The following is a 15,273-nucleotide window of genomic DNA, read 5'->3' as shown; positions in this document are numbered from 1 at the left end:
ACGTGGGCACGGTGCTGCGGGCGCTGGCCGCGAACGACCCGGGCTGCTACGTCTTCGCAGCGGACATCCCGGCGGGTCCGACCATCCCGGCGGGTCCGGCGACCGGGCCGGGCGCCGCCGGCAGCACCGCGACCGGCAGAATCCACACGACCGGCGGAATCCACGCGAGCGGCGGGACGGGCCGCGCATCGGCGCGCACGCTGCTCGGCGCGAGTCCGGAGATGCTGGTCTCCCGCAGCGGCCGGCTCGTCGTGACCAACCCCCTGGCCGGGTCGGCCGCCCGCAGCCCCGACCCGGCGGAGGATCACCGCCGGGCGCAGAACCTGCTGACCTCCGCCAAGGACGTCCGCGAACACGCCGTGGTCGTCAACGCGGTCGTGAGCACGCTACGACCGTACTGCCTCGATCTCGACGTCCCAGCCCGGCCGTCGCTGATACGCACGGCGACCATGTGGCACCTGTCCACCCGGATCAGTGGCTGGCTCGCCGACCCACAGGTGTCGTCCCTGACACTTGCGACCGCATTGCACCCGACCCCGGCGGTGTGCGGGTGGCCGGCGGCGGCGGCGCGGCGCGCGATCGCCGAGATCGAGCCGTTCGATCGGGGCCACTACACGGGGCTGGTCGGCTGGTGCGACGCCTCCGGTGACGGTGAGTGGGCCGTGGCGATCCGATGTGCCGAGGCGGACGAGAACTCCCTGACGCTGTTCGCCGGTGCCGGAATCGTGCCCGGCTCCCAACCGTCCGACGAGCTCGCCGAGACGTCGGCGAAGTTCCGCACGCTACTGACGGCGATGGGCGTGGACGTCACGGCAACGAGCGTGGACGCCCCCCGGCAGGCCCAGGTCGCCCAACCGACGAACAGACGGGATAGCTGATGCTCGCAGGCAGCGTGGGCTGGCCGCAGGAGTATGCCGCCCGGTACCGCCGGGCCGGCTACTGGCGGGGAACGTCACTGTCGCGGATGCTGCGCGATCGCGCGTCCACCCACGGCGCGGCGATCGCGGTGGTCGCCGGTGAGCACCGTTGGAGCTACCAGGAGCTCGATGCCCGTGCCGACCGGCTCGCCAACGGCCTGGCCCGGCTCGGGATCAGACCCCGGGACCGGGTCGTCGTCCAGCTTCCGAACATCGCCGAGTTCGTGGCGGTCTGCTTCGCGATGTTCCGCCTGGACGCCGTCCCAGTGTTCGCGATGCCCGCCCATCGCTCGAACGAGATCATCCACTTCTGCCGGATCACCGAGGCGACGGCCTACATCATCGCCGGCCATCACGGTGGGTTCGACTACCGGGAACTCGCCGACGACGTGTGCAAAGCGGCACCCGATGTCCGTCACGTTCTGGTAGCCGGCAACCCCGGCCGTTTCACCGCGCTCGCGGATGTGGACGCGGACGCCGGAAGCGGCGCGGACGGCCGCAACGGCGGAAACGACCAGAATGACCGCAACGGCGGGAGCGGCCCGCGGGACGCCGACACCGCGGCCGACCCCCATACGTTCGACCCCGATACGTTCGACCCCGACCCGTCCGACGTGGCGCTGTTGCAGATATCCGGCGGCAGCACCGGGCTGCCGAAGCTGATCCCCCGCACCCACGACGACTACCTCTACAACGCGGCGGCCAGCGCCGAGCTCTGCGGTCTGGACACCACCAGTGTCTGTCTGACCGTCCTACCGGCCGGCCACAACTTCGCGCTGAGCGCACCCGGCATCCTCGGGACGCTGTACGCGGGAGGTCGGGTCGTGCTTGCCGAGACACCGAGCCCGGACGTCGGGCTCGCCCTGGTCGAACGGGAGGGCGTGACGATCGTCGCGATGGTCCCGCCGCTGGCGCTGGTGTGGATGGACGCCGCGGCCGCCGGCGGGCACGACCTGTCCAGCCTCCAGGTAGTGCAGGTCGGTGGCGCGAAGCTCGGCGCCGAGGTCGCCCGGCGTGTCCAGCCGACCTTCGGGGCCACCCTGCAGCAGGTCTTCGGGATGGCCGAAGGTCTGATCAACTACACCCGCCTCGACGATCCGGACGACATCTGTGTGACCACCCAGGGCAGACCGCTCAGCACGCAGGATGAGATCCGCATCGTCGACGAGGAGGAGCGGGACGTCCCGCCCGGGCAGCCGGGACATCTGCTGACACGCGGCCCCTACACCATCCGGGGGTACTACCGGGCGCAGGAGTACAACCGGACCGCCTTCACCGCGGACGGCTTCTACCGCACCGGTGACATCGTCCGCCAGGTCCCCTCCGGGCACCTCGTCGTCGAGGGCCGGGCCAAGGAGCAGATCAACCGGGGAGGGGAGAAGGTCTCCGCCGAGGAGGTGGAAAACCACCTGCTGGCCCACCCGGGTGTGCACGACGTCGCCGTCGTCGGTGTGCCCGACGATTTCCTGGGTGAGCGGATCTGCGCGTTCACCATCACCCGGGGTGATCCCCGGCCGGGCGCGGCGGATCTGCGAGCGTTTCTGCGCGCCCGTGGCCTGGCCACCTACAAGATCCCGGACCGTTTCACGTTTGTCGAATCCTTCCCGCAGACCGCGGTGGGGAAGACCAGCCGAGCGCAGCTGCGCGTGAGGCTGGGCGCGACGTTCACGCCGAGGACGTGAGACGGCACGCCTCACCACGCCACGTCACGGCAGCCGACCCGATCGAGGTCCAGATCCAGGTCCAGGCCCAGCCGCCGTGACGTCAGGGATCCGACCGGGGCGGATCAGGACCAGAGATCAGTTCGTGTTGATGGCGGTGGTCGCCTCGTGCCAGAGGTCGACTTCGTCCCTACCCCGCCGACGACGGACAACGGTCGCCACCGCGCCGGCACCAGCGACAACCGCAAGAACAACGAGCTTACGAAGCATGTCCGTCAACCTACCCGCGTCCGGCAATCCTGCCCACCGCCATGGTGGTGACATGCCAGGAGCTGTCAACGCTGGTAGGTGGCCCGCAGCACACCCCGGGCAAGGGCGTGGAACACCAGATTGAACCCCACCACCGCGGGCGAGACGGAACTGTCGACGCCGAGCGAGGAGACGTCGACCGCATGCACCGCGAACACGTAGCGGTGTGGACGGTCACCTGGGGGAGGCGCGGCACCCCCGTACTCGGCTGTCCCGTAGTCGTTGCGGACGTGGAAGGAACCCGCCGGCAGGCCAGAAAGATCACCGCTTGCCACCCCGTGGGGCAGTTCGGTCACCGTGGCCGGGATGTCGACCAGGGACCAGTGCCAGAAGCCGCTGCCGGTCGGGGCGTCCGGATCGAAGCACGTGACGACGAAGCTCTGCGTCTGTTCCGGGAACCCCGCCCAGCGAAGGTGCGGCGAGGCGTTCCCACCTCCGGCCGTGGTGTGCACGAGCTCCTTGGTGAGAGCGTCCCCGTCCGCGAAGTCGTCACTGGTGAGGGTGAACGACGGCACGACGGGGAGGACGTCGAACGGGTCCGGGGGAGTACCGCGGTCAAGCAGGGACATCAGCCAACCTCACTTCTGTAGTTCTCCGACGGCCGGTACGAGGACCGCCCGAGGATCATGACGAGGACGCCTCGGGGAATACCGTCAACCGTGTATCACCCTCCGACCACGACCGAACACTCGGGGCATGAGGAATGGCTCCCTAAAAAGGATTGTTAGTGACAGATGGGGATCTGTTAATTTGATCTCGGAGGGCAGACGGCTTCGTTGCGGTTTTTTGGGCACCAGGTGGGACGCACCGGGCTCTGGACGGCTAGGGTGGGAACGTCCCGGTGGGGTGACTACCGACTCCCCCCGTGTCGGTGGCCCCCCACCGGGACTTCGCTTCCAAGGCCCCGCTTCCAAGACCCTGCTTCCCACGCAGCGGCAGCTCGACCGCCCCACCGGCCGGGATCTCATGGCCGGTCAGTCGCTCCCGGTGGTCGACCGTGACCGGGTGGAGTGCCGGGCCTCGGCCGGAGCCGAACCCCGAGCGGGACGCGCACCCCGGCGCCGGGCACGCAGCAGCTCGAATCCGATCGGGATGACCGACAGCAGCACAATGCCGATAAAGATCTTCTCGACGTTGTGCGCGATGAAGTCGACCTTCCCGAGGAAATAACCGATCACTGTCACGCCGGTGCCCCACAGCAGCCCACCGATGACATTGAACGTGACGAACAGCCGGTAGTTCATGCCGCTGATCCCGGCAACGATCGGGGTGAACGTCCGCACGATCGGGACGAAGCGGGCGAGGATCACCGAGCGGGGGCCGTAGCGCTCGAAGAAGTCATGGGCCTTCTCCACGTTCTCCCGCCTGAACAGCCGGGAATCGGGACGCCGCAAGAGCGTGGGGCCGACCTTGCGCCCGAACAGGAATCCCGTCTGGTCACCGACGACCGCGGCGATGGAGATCAGCACGCAGGCCAGCCACAGCGGGGTGGACAGCGTGCCGTTGGAGACAAGCAGACCCACCGTGAACAACAGTGAGTCACCCGGCAGGAAGAAGCCGACCAGCAGGCCGGACTCCGCAAAGACGATCAGCAGGATGACGATCAGACCCGCCTTGGCGAGATGCTCCGTATCCAGGAAGCTCGGGCCAAGCGCAAGAGTTGTCGAAGCAAGCGCGGACGCGGTCAACACAGTGGCAGGCCTCCGGAGCGACTCGGGACACCAAGGCGGCTGGCGGCCGATTCGGTTCCCGCCTCGACCGGGCACTCCTCGAAGATGGCAACAAACCAACGCCGACCCGAGTGGCACGACCAGCGGAAAGCAATACGATCATTACTGTCCGCACTGCTGGATGCCTGCCGGCTCACCGGATCAAAGCTTGGCTGTCCGACAGCGTATCCAGTAGGGCCGCGGGAGGTACCTCGGCCTACCGTGATGTCCCATCACGCCGGTGCGGACATCCACACCTGGCGTGCCCCGCGTCTGCCGTGCTCCATAGCGACGCCGGAGCGTCGCCGGCCGATTCGAGCGGGCACACGCATGCGCGGTGGAACCACACGATGGACCGCACCCGCACGATGGACGCAGCTAACGGTGTTAGCTTAGCTTGTGGCTAACGCCGTTAGCCGCGTGATGACATCGCCAAGGCCGAAGGAATTCGATCATGCCCGACGCGTCCGAGACCCATTACCGCAAGCCTGGCCGATTCACCCAGCACGTCGCCAACAACCTGGTCGCGAGCTTCACCCGGGCCGGTATCAGCATCTGGGGCAGCCGCGTCCTGGAGGTGAAGGGACGAACCAGCGGGCAGCCCCGCCGGGTCCCGGTCAACCTGCTCAGCCATGAGGGCAGGCAGTACCTGGTCGCGCCGCGAGGCGAGACCCAGTGGGTACGTAACCTGCGCGCCGCCGACGGCAACCTCGACATCCTGCTCGGACGCCGCCGAGAGCACCGAACCGCCCACGAGGTCGCCGATACGGACAAAGCACCGATCCTGCGTGCCTATCTCCGCCGCTGGAAGGCTGAGGTGGGGGTGTTCTTCGACGGTGTCAGCGCGGATTCGACCGACGAGGAGGTCGCCCGCATCGCGCCGAGGCATCCCGTGTTCGCCCTCGACCCGCTCGCATGACGCAATCCGATCCAGTCCTGTGCGCACCGTCACGACCGCATGCATTCAGCCCCCGCGCCACGGAGATCATCGCCGCGGGTAGGCGACTGCTCGAGGCGGAGGGGGCCGACGCCCTGACCATGCGCCGGATGGGCGCCGAGCTCGGCATCCAGGCGCCCTCCATCTACAAGCACCTGCCGGGCAAGCACGCCGTCGAGCTGGCCCTGGTCGATGAAGCACTGGCCGAGATCGGCCTGGCTCTGCATCAGGCGGTGCGTCACCCCGGACCGACGGGGAGCGTCGCGAGCGTCCTGGCCGCCTACCGTGAGTATGCCCTTGCCCACCCGAATCTGTACCGCCTGGCCACCGGCTCCCGCCTGCCCCGCGGCTCGACAACACCCAGCCTGGAGGACTGGTCCGGTGAACCGTTCTTCTTGGCAACCGGCGACCCGCAGGTGGCGCAGGCCATGTTCTCCTTCGCCCACGGCATGGTCATCCTTGAGCTGGACCAGCGTTTCCCCGACGGCTCCGATCTGCAGCGGACCTGGGATGCCGGCGCCGACGCCTTCGTGTCCGCGTGCAGGTCACGATCCGCGACCAGCGCCGTCGCACCCGCCCCCCGGGCCTGAGGCCGAGGTCCACTGACAACGATCGGGTGCAGGCCTGTCTCCATGCGCCTGATCTCCCCTCGGAGTGACCCGGGACCTGAGCCCCCGGACCTCCCAGATCGGTTCCCGGACCTCCCAGCGCGAAAAAAGCATGATCGCGCTGCCGGTGGCTCTCCAGCGGGTACCCCCTGGTCTACCGGGCATAGTCCGCAGGCGCGTAGGAGGACCGACATGGACGAGGCCGACATGCACGAGGCTGACGTGATCGTGATCGGGGCCGGGCCGGCGGGGGAGAACGTCGCGGGCCGATGCGCGGACAACGGGCTCGCCGTCTCGGTCGTGGAGCGCGAGCTGGTCGGCGGGGAGTGCTCGTACTGGGGATGCATCCCGAGCAAGACGCTGCTGCGCCCTGGTGACGTACTCGCCGCGGCCGGCCGTGTTCCCGGCGCCGCACAGGCGGTCACCGGTACCGCCGACGCCGCCGCGGCCTTTGCATGGCGTGACTACATGACCAGCGGCTGGGACGACAGCGGCCAGGTGTCCTGGCTGAGTAGCAGGAAGGTCACATTGTTTCGCGGGGTAGGCCGGTTGGCCGGGACCCGGATGGTCGAGGTCACCGGCAACGACGGGACCAGGCGGCTGACCGCGAGACGGGCGGTGGTCCTCGCGACCGGGACGGTTGCGGCCGTCCCGCCGGTTGACGGCCTGCGCGACGTGCGTCCGTGGGACAACCGGAACGCCACCGCGGCAACCTACGTGCCGCGCCGGCTGCTGGTGGTCGGTGCAGGCGCGACCGGGGTGGAGATGGCACAGGCGTTCCACCGGCTCGGGTGCCCACGGGTGACCATCGTCGAGGGTGCCGGGCGGCTGCTCGCGCGGGAGGAGCCGTTCGCCGGGGAGGAGCTGCGCGCGGCGTTCCAGGCCGCGGGTATAGAGGTGATCATCGGCGTGCCGCTGGCGTCCGCACGCAGGGACGGCGATGCCGGGACGGTGGTGACGACGCTGGCCGACGGCGCCCGGATCAGCACCGAGGAGATCCTCGTCGCTGTCGGTCGCCAACCGGCGACGACGGATCTGGGCCTGGAGGTGGTCGGGCTGGCCTCCGACCGGTTCGTCGACGTCGACGGATGGATGCGAGCCACCGGGGTGGGCGAAGGCTGGCTCTACGCCGTGGGTGACTGCAACGGCCGGGCGTTGTTGACGCACATGGGCAAGTACCAGGGCAGGCTCGCCGCCGACGTCATCCTCGGCCGCGACGTCCCGGCCGCCACGGACGTGGTGCCGCGGGTGGTCTTCACCGATCCCCAGGTCTGCGCGGTGGGCCTGACCGAGCAACAGGCACAAGACGCCGGTCTGCCGGTGCGGGTCGTGACCTACGGCACGGGTGACCTGCCAGGAGCTCAGGTGCAGGGCACCGGGATCACCGGAACCAGCAAACTGGTCATCGATTCCGAGCGTTCAGTGATCGTCGGAGCGACGTTCGTCGGACCGGGCGTGCAGGAGTTGCTGCACGCCGCAACCGTCGCCATCATCGGGCAAGTGCCGTTGGACCGGCTGTGGCATGCGGTGCCGTCGTTCCCCACGGTCAGCGAGGTCTGGCTACACCTACTCGAGCAATGCGGCCTGTAGATCCTTGTCGCATAACGGCGCCGATATCCACTGACCGTGCCGAAGCAACTCGCTACATCCGCTAAGATCACTTCACGTGACCAGCGCGCGACTGCCTCCGGCGGAGTTCTATGCGACGCTTCCCCGCTCGATCGCCGGGGCCGGCGTCCTCTTCCGCGATCCTGACGACCGTGTCCTGCTCGTCCAACCGTCCTACCGCACCGACACCTGGCTCATCCCCGGCGGCCACATGGAGGCGGGAGAATACCCGTGGGAGACCGCACGGCGAGAAATCAAGGAAGAGCTCGGGCTGGATCTGCGCCCCGGGCGGCTGCTGGCAGTCGACTGGGTGCCACCCCAGGACGACGGACGACCGGCACTAGTCAACTTCGTCTTCGACGGCGGAACGCTCACCGCCCACGACGCCGAACACCGCCTGCACCTGCAGGCCGACGAACTGACCGCCTGGCGGCTGTGCACTCCCACGGAATGCGACCAGCTCCTCGCGCCGTACATGGCCCAGCGCATCCACGCCTGCGCCGACGCCCTGCGCACCGGTCGGACCGCCTACCTCCAGCATGGCCGGCCGCCCGCAACCACGGCTGACTGACCGAGCGCCTGCCTGACTGGCCGGATGACCGCCTGGCCGCATGCCTGACCGGTTGGCCGGATGGGCGGATCCGAGGCCGTCAGGCTCTCCGGGCGGCCCGGGGACCCTGGGCCGCCCGGACCTCCCAGACCGGCTTCACCGATCCGGCAGGAACCCCGAGCGGGAGAAAAACATGATCGCGCCGCCTTTGGTCCTGCGGGGCCGGCGTTAACGGCGCAGTCGGTCGGCCCGTCCAGCAACACCATTGCACCTGCGCGAATCCGCACCTGCATGGATCCGTGTGCTGCACCGTCGCCGCAATGATCCTTTCGTGGCAGCGTACGGGTATGGCGCATGAGCAGCGGACCTCGGCCGCCGGACACCATCCCCATGACGCTCACCATCTCCGTGATACCTGTGACACTCAGCGCAACCACGACCACGACCACAGTCATGGTGATAACACCGGTGCACTGCCCAGGGATGGTGCACGGTGGCGGTACCGGCTGGCTCACCGGCTGGTGCCGCACTCCCACGACACGGCGAACCGGGTGGATCCGATTGTGGAGACGTCCGCCGAGGGCATCCGCACGTTGTGGATATCGCTGGCCGTGCTCGGGGCGACCGCTGCCCTTCAGATGGTCATCGTCACGCTGTCCGGGTCGGTGGCACTGCTCGGGGACACCATCCACAACGCCGCGGACGCACTGACCACACTGCCCCTGGGCGTCGCGTTCGTTCTCGGCCGACGGCCGGCAACCCGCTGTTACACCTACGGTTACGGCCGCGCCGAGGACCTCGCCGGTGTCGCCGTCCTTGCGACGATCGCCGCATCCGCGGGCCTTGCCGCCTACGAAGCCGTCGACCGCCTGCTGCATCCCCGTGCAGTCACCCACCTGCCGGCGGTGGCCGCGGCCGGGCTGGTCGGGTTCGCCGGCAACGAGCTGGTGGCCAGGTACCGGATCCGCACCGGACGGAAGATCGGGTCGGCGGCGCTGGTCGCGGACGGGCTGCACGCCCGCACCGACGGGTTCACCTCCCTGGCCGTGCTGCTGGGCGCCGCCGGCGTGGCCGCGGGATGGGACACGGCCGACCCGGTCATCGGCCTGGTCATCACCGTCGCGATCATCGCCGTGCTTCGTGACGCCGCAGGCGGGGTCTACCGGCGCCTTATGGACGCTGTCGACCCGAACCTGATCGATGCCGCCGAGGCCGCGCTACGGGCCACCCCCGGTGTCAGCGCCGTCGGCCGGGTCCGGTTGCGCTGGATCGGCCACCGGTTGCACGCCGAAGCCGACATCGTCGTCCCCGGGGAACTCACCGTCGTCGATGCGCACGCGATCGCCGTGACCGCCGAGCACGCCCTCATCCATGCCGTACCGCGGCTGGCCGCCGCGACCGTCCACACCGACCACCCGGCAGCGCACGACGCTGACCACCCGCACGCACTGCTCGCCCACCACGGCGTCCTCGCACGCTCCCTCGCCAGCAACGCCGGCCCGTGAGGCGGGCCTGGATGTCCGGGGGACGGCGCAGCGGGTGATCCGCCCGCATGGTCACCAGGTGCCCATCTCCTGCTGGAGACGGCAGCGGTCAAGGACCGGTCGAACGTGCACACGCTGGTCATCACTGGTCAGCGTGGACCCGCTCCCGCCGCCCCCTGCCGCCTGTGGACAACAGGCCGGACGGGCGGCAAACCCGCCGAAGCGTTGGTCAAGTAGCGCGGATCGTTCTGAGGACCCGCCGGTTGGCATGCCATCGGCACGAAGCGGCCCCGGCAAGCGCCGCCTTCGCATCTCGGCCCGCTGCCATAGCTCACCCACGGTCGCGAACGTGACGCACCAGACCCATCCGAGCACCCGCGTGGCGAGCGAGCCCGGCAGCTTGTCCCGCAGGATGCTCCCGCAGGATGCGGGAGGCCACGGATGTCCCGGAGTGGTGGGGCGGCGGCGACCGGGCTGCGGCACTCGAGCCGGCAGCAGAGCCCTACGAGTGCTCGGTACGCCTGCGCGCCGCGAGCAGGTCCGGCAGTGAGGCGGCCGGATCGGCGCCTGGCTCGGCGCGGGCCCAGGCCAGCAGCTGCGCGAGATCGGGCTCGTCCCTGACGCTTACCGGGGCCACGACAGACTGCCCTCAAGCACTTCGCCCGCGGTGGCGTCAACGGTCACCACGGTGCCCTCCAGAGTCATCAGCGTCCCGGCACCGCAGCCGACCACGCAGGGCACGCCGAGCTCGCGGCTGACCACCGCGGCGTGCGACGTCGCGCCGCCGAGCTCGGTGAGGATCGCCGCGACGATCGACATCACGGGCGCGTCCTCGCCGTCACTGTTCGTAAAAACTCAGAAGGAGCTTTGGACCTGCTGCGCCGGTGGGCTCCCTGACGACACGGTCAGGGAGCCCACCCAGACGTCCAATGGCCGACAGAGACGTACGAAGCGCCGGCGACGCGTGTATCAATGTCGCACCGAGGCGATTCGGGTTAAAGAAACGGTATTTATCCACTATCGGCGATCATTTGTAGGAAATTTGCAGGAACAAGGCCACGCCGATCGACATCCGACCCTGGCGACCCATCGGAGCGCGCATGAAGCCGCCGCCGTCATCACCGCATTCTCAGCAGCGTTCACGCTCATCGCGCCAGGTCAGGGCCGCAGTGCAGATGGACAGATGTCCACGATCCGACCTCTCACGATCGGATTCAAGTGGCCATTTCCGAGAAACGCAGGTGACGCATAGGTGAGTACGCGTGACGTGCCCGCCCCGCCCGAGCGGGAGAACCAGCCTCAGCCGGTGCCCCCGACCCTGCCCAAAGGGGGCGGTGCCATCCGTGGAATCGGCGAGAAGTTCACCGCAAATCCGGTGACCGGGACCGGTTCTCTGCACGTGCCGATCGCGACGAGTCCCGGCCGGTCCGGCTTCGGCCCGCAATTGGCTCTGTCATACGACTCCGGTTCGGGTAACGGCGTGTTCGGTTTCGGCTGGCGGCTCTCCCTCCCGGCGATCACCCGCAAGACCGACAAGGGGCTGCCGCGGTATGACGACGACCGCGAGTCGGACGTCTTCATCCTCTCCGGATCCGAGGATCTCGTACCTGTCCTGGCGCCGGGCGGCGAACTCAGGGACGACACCACGACCGATCCGCGCTACGCCATCCGGCGCTACCGCCCGCGCGTCGACACCCTGTGCGCCCGGATCGAGCGCTGGACGCGACTCGACGACGGGGACGTGCACTGGAGATCAATCTCCAGCGCCAACGTCCTCACCGTCTACGGCACGGACGGTGACTCGCGGATCACCGATCCGGAGGACTCCGCACGGGTCTTCAGCTGGCTGATCTGTGAGTCCAGGGACGACAAGGGCAATGCCATCAGCTACGTGCACGTGCCGGACGACGATGCCGGGGTCGACCGGGGCCGCGCCTGCGAACGCCACCGCAGCGACGCCGTCCGCAGGACCAACCGGTATCTGAAGCGGATCCGCTACGCCAATCGCCGCCCGTTACTCGACGCCGAAGGCAGGCGGCCGCGATTTCTCGCCGACCTGCCGCCGGCGGAGGCCGCCGACCCCCGCTGGATGTTCGAGGTCGTGCTGGACTATGGCGAGCACGACGTCCACAACCCCGCACCGGACGACACGGGCGTCTGGGACCACCGGCCCGACCCCTTCTCCTCCTACCGGTCGGGCTTCGAGGTGCGCGCCACCCGGCTGTGCCGACGGGTGCTGATGTTCCACCACATCCCCGACCAGCCCGCCCACCTCCCCGACCGGCTCGCCGGCGTCGCCGGGTACGACGGCCTGGTCCACTCCACCGATCTGGAGTACTCCTTTCCGGACGGCTCCGCGCCCGGTGACCCGACCGGGCCACCGGCATCCCGGGGCGCGCTGCTGCACGCCGTCACCCGGACCGGATACCGCCGGGACGGCGCGGGGTACCGCAGCCGGAGCCTGCCGCCGCTGGAATTCGACTACACCCGACCGGTCGTGAGCGGGACGGTGCAGGAGGTCGGCCCCGCCCACCTGCAGAACCTCTCCGCCGGGATCGAGGGTGGCGGTTTCGAGTGGGTCGACCTGCACGGTGAAGGCGTTCCCGGCCTGCTCGCCGAGAGCGCGGACGCCTGGTACTACAAGCGGAATCTCAGCCCGCTGGCGCACGGGTCCGTCGACCTCGCGCCGCTCGAGCTGGTCGCCGCCAGGCCCAACCGGTCGACGACCGGGGTCGGGGCGGCCCGGTTCATGGACCTCGCCGGCGACGGGCAGTCGGATCTGGTGGTGCTCGACGGCCCCGTCACCGGACTCTACGAGCATGACGCCGACGACGGCTGGTCACCGTTCCGGCCGTTCGACTCGCAGCTGCACCGGGACCTGAACAACGATGACGTCAGGTTCGTCGACCTCGACGGCGACGGCCACCCGGACGTACTGGTGATCGAGGACGATACCTTCACCTGGCATCCTTCACTGGCCGAGGCCGGATTCGGCCCCGCGATACCGGTGCCACGGCCGCTCGACGAGGATGCGGGCCCGCGCCTGGTCTTCGCGGACGGTACCCAGTCCGTCCACCTCGCCGATTTCAGTGGCGACGGGCTCACGGACCTCGTGCGTATCCGCAACGGGGAGGTCTGCTACTGGCCCAACCTCGGATACGGCCGGTTCGGCGCCAAGGTGACGATGGACGGTGTCGGGCCCTTCGACGCCCCCGACCAGTTCGACCAGAAGCGGATCCGGCTGGCGGACATCGACGGCACCGGCACCACCGACCTGATCTACCTGCACCGGGACGGGGTCCGGCTGTACTTCAACCAGTGCGGCAACGGCTGGCACGGGCCGGTGCACCTCACCGTCTTCCCGCGGGTGGACGACATGGTGTCGATCACCACCGCCGACCTGCTGGGCAACGGGACGGCGTGCCTGGTCTGGTCCTCGCCGCTGCCGGACGACACCAGCCGACCGCTGCGCTACGTGAACCTGATGGGCGGGGACAAGCCCTACCTCCTGACCAGGGTGACCAACAATCTCGGCGCCGAGACCGCCGTCACCTACGCGCCGTCCACGAAGTTCTATCTCCAGGACAGGCGCGACGGCGTGCCGTGGGTCACCCGACTGCCGTTCCCGGTGCACGTGGTCGAGCGGGTCGAGACGTACGACCGCATCAGTCGCAACCGCTTCGTGACCCGGTACGCCTATCACCACGGGTACTTCGACGGCGAGGAACGTGAGTTCCGCGGGTTCGGCCTGGTGGACACGTGGGACACCGAGGAGATCGGTGCGCTGACGAGCAACGGTGTCCTGCCGCCGGACGGCGGCCTCGCCGACAACGAGAACCCGGCGTCCCACCTGCCAGCCGTGCTCACGAGGACGTGGTTCCACACCGGCTCCCCGGCCGGACCCGCCCACCTGCCGCCAGGCTCGCTGACGGGGCCCCCGCCGCCCAGCGGCCTGACGGACACCGAGCACCGGGAGGCCCACCGCGCCCTGGCCGGGTCGATGCTGCGCCAGGAGGTCTACGCCCTGGACGGCGGTGTGCGTCAGGAGCACCCGTACGCCGTCTCCGAGCACAGCTTCGCGGTCCAGCTGTTGCAGGCACGGGGCGTCAACCGGCAGCATGCGGTGTTCCTGCCGCATCCGGCCGAGACGGTCGACCGCCACCACGAGCGCGACCCCGACGACCCACGGGTGCAGCACACGATCACCCTCGAGGTCGACCCGTTCGGCAACGTGCTGAAGGCCGCGACCATCGCGTACGGCCGGCGGGTGTCGCCGCTGGCGGACGCCACTGATCGCGCTCGGCAGACCGTCTCGCTGCTCACCTGCAGCGAAAACGCCGTCACCAACCCGATCGACGACGTCGCCGCCTTTCCGGACGACCATCGAACCCCGATGCCCGCCGAGTCGCGCAGCTACGAGCTGACTGGGTACACCCCGACCGGCGCGCAGCACCGGTTCCGGGCATCGGACCTCAGCGAACCGGATCCGGCCGGGCCGGGCCGGGTGCGGCTGCGCTTCGACGACGAGATGCCCTACGAGGGGACGGCCGTCGGCCCGCGGCGACGCCGTCTCATCGAGTCGGTGCGCACCCTCTACAGGGCGGACGACTTCTCCGGGCTGCTGCCGCTGGGCGTCCTGCAGCCTCGGGCGCTGCTGGGCGAGGGCTACGAGCTGGCCCTTACAGCCGGGCTGGTGGCGCGGGTGTTCCGACGCGACGGCGTCCCGCTGATGCCGGATCCGGACGCCGTCCTGGGCGGCGCGGCCGGCGACCACGGCGATCACGACGGCTACGGCGACCGTGGCGGCTACGTGAGCGGTGCGCGGGCGAAGGCCGACGGCCGCTTCCCCGCCACGGACCCGGACGGCCACTGGTGGGCGCCCACCGGGCGGACGTTCCTGTCCCCCGACCCCGCGGACACGGCCGAGCAGGAACACCGCCATGCCTGCCGCCACTTCTTCCTGCCCTGTCGGCGGCGGGATCCGTTCCACACCACGCAGGTGAGCACCGAGAGCGTCATCAGCCACGACGACCATGACCTGTTGACCGTCGAGAGCGTGGACGCGCTCGGAAACCGGGTCACGGCCAGCAACAACTACCGGGTGCTGGCGCCGACCCGGCTGACGGACGCCAACGGCAACGCCAGCGAGGTCGCGTTCGACGCTCTCGGGCTGGTGGTCGCCACGGCGGTCAACGGCAAGCCCGGCCAGCTGACCGGCGATACGATCGGCGATCTCGACCCCGACCCCGACGAGACGCAGATCGTCGCCCTCTTCGACGACCCGCTCGCGAACGCGGCTTCCCTGCTGGGGACGGCGACGACCCGGCTGGTCCACGACCTGTTCGCATACTGGCGGACGCGGGACCAGCCGGACCCACGACCCGTGGCCGTCGCCACGCTGGCCCGCCAGACGCATGTCGCCGAGCTGCCCGCCGGTGCCCACAGCCGGATCCAGCCGACCTTCTCCTACTGTGACGGATTCGGCCGGAC

Annotated in this window: 13 protein-coding genes; 8 read left to right on the top strand and 5 right to left on the bottom strand. The window is 69.5% G+C overall.

What is annotated here, in order from left to right; genetic code table 11:
* Together DD1DGNOD_RS00110 and DD1DGNOD_RS00105 are read left to right on the top strand one after the other, a co-directional pair.
* The coding region (locus DD1DGNOD_RS00110; protein WP_131769163.1) for an isochorismate synthase at positions 1–878 on the top strand (878 nt) is incomplete at its 5' end.
* Positions 878–2,599 carry a (2,3-dihydroxybenzoyl)adenylate synthase gene (locus tag DD1DGNOD_RS00105; protein WP_206442848.1) on the top strand — a complete coding sequence of 574 codons (1,722 nt, stop codon included), beginning with the start codon at positions 878–880 and terminating at the stop codon, positions 2,597–2,599. The genes DD1DGNOD_RS00110 and DD1DGNOD_RS00105, both read left to right, overlap by 1 nt.
* Before the next feature lie 117 nt (positions 2,600–2,716).
* Here the strand turns inward: DD1DGNOD_RS00105 and DD1DGNOD_RS00100 are convergent, their stop codons facing one another.
* The 3 genes from DD1DGNOD_RS00100 to DD1DGNOD_RS00090 form a co-directional block, all read right to left on the bottom strand.
* On the bottom strand, positions 2,717–2,848 hold the full coding sequence (locus DD1DGNOD_RS00100) for a DLW-39 family protein (RefSeq protein WP_131769162.1): 132 nt from the start codon (positions 2,846–2,848) through the stop codon (positions 2,717–2,719).
* A gap of 65 nt (positions 2,849–2,913) precedes the next feature.
* Positions 2,914–3,456 (bottom strand): YbhB/YbcL family Raf kinase inhibitor-like protein, encoded by a 543-nt coding sequence (locus DD1DGNOD_RS00095; protein WP_131768974.1) that lies wholly within the window; start codon positions 3,454–3,456, stop codon positions 2,914–2,916.
* A gap of 405 nt (positions 3,457–3,861) precedes the next feature.
* Entirely contained in the window at positions 3,862–4,578 is a 717-nt protein-coding gene (locus tag DD1DGNOD_RS00090) for a DedA family protein (RefSeq protein WP_131769161.1), read from the bottom strand.
* Between the two features lie 472 nt (positions 4,579–5,050).
* Here DD1DGNOD_RS00090 and DD1DGNOD_RS00085 point away from each other — a divergent pair, with 472 nt between their 5' ends.
* From DD1DGNOD_RS00085 to DD1DGNOD_RS00065, 5 genes are all read left to right on the top strand, one after another.
* Complete coding sequence (locus tag DD1DGNOD_RS00085; protein WP_131768972.1) at positions 5,051–5,515, top strand: nitroreductase family deazaflavin-dependent oxidoreductase; 465 nt, start codon at positions 5,051–5,053, stop codon at positions 5,513–5,515.
* Positions 5,512–6,123 (top strand): TetR/AcrR family transcriptional regulator, encoded by a 612-nt coding sequence (locus DD1DGNOD_RS00080; RefSeq protein ID WP_131769160.1) that lies wholly within the window; start codon positions 5,512–5,514, stop codon positions 6,121–6,123. The genes DD1DGNOD_RS00085 and DD1DGNOD_RS00080 overlap by 4 nt, the downstream gene beginning before the upstream one ends.
* 210 nt (positions 6,124–6,333) lie before the next feature.
* Positions 6,334–7,731, top strand: coding sequence for a dihydrolipoyl dehydrogenase family protein (locus tag DD1DGNOD_RS00075; protein WP_131769159.1), 1,398 nt, complete (start codon positions 6,334–6,336; stop codon positions 7,729–7,731).
* Between the two features lie 76 nt (positions 7,732–7,807).
* Complete coding sequence (locus DD1DGNOD_RS00070) at positions 7,808–8,320, top strand: NUDIX domain-containing protein (RefSeq protein WP_131768969.1); 513 nt, start codon at positions 7,808–7,810, stop codon at positions 8,318–8,320.
* Positions 8,321–8,646: 326 nt separating this feature from the next.
* Positions 8,647–9,804: a cation diffusion facilitator family transporter gene (locus DD1DGNOD_RS00065; protein WP_131768968.1), complete on the top strand. Its 1,158-nt coding sequence runs from the start codon at positions 8,647–8,649 to the stop codon at positions 9,802–9,804.
* Positions 9,805–10,285: 481 nt separating this feature from the next.
* Here DD1DGNOD_RS00065 and DD1DGNOD_RS31000 read toward each other — a convergent pair whose 3' ends face one another.
* Together DD1DGNOD_RS31000 and DD1DGNOD_RS30995 are read right to left on the bottom strand one after the other, a co-directional pair.
* A complete protein-coding gene (locus tag DD1DGNOD_RS31000; RefSeq protein WP_283234639.1) occupies positions 10,286–10,420 on the bottom strand; it encodes a hypothetical protein in 135 nt (44 codons plus the stop codon).
* A complete protein-coding gene (locus tag DD1DGNOD_RS30995; protein WP_206442850.1) occupies positions 10,408–10,602 on the bottom strand; it encodes a PEP-utilizing enzyme in 195 nt (64 codons plus the stop codon). The genes DD1DGNOD_RS31000 and DD1DGNOD_RS30995 overlap by 13 nt, the downstream gene beginning before the upstream one ends.
* A gap of 433 nt (positions 10,603–11,035) precedes the next feature.
* On the opposite strand from DD1DGNOD_RS30995, the gene DD1DGNOD_RS00055 reads away from it, so the two are divergent.
* On the top strand, positions 11,036–15,273 hold a 4,238-nt coding region (locus tag DD1DGNOD_RS00055; RefSeq protein ID WP_283234638.1), incomplete at its 3' end, for a SpvB/TcaC N-terminal domain-containing protein.

The organism is Candidatus Protofrankia californiensis, from assembly GCF_900634765.1.
In the GTDB taxonomy this organism is placed as follows: Bacteria; Actinomycetota; Actinomycetes; order Frankiales; family Frankiaceae; genus Protofrankia; species Protofrankia californiensis.
This window is presented reverse-complemented; position numbering and strand designations above follow the sequence as displayed.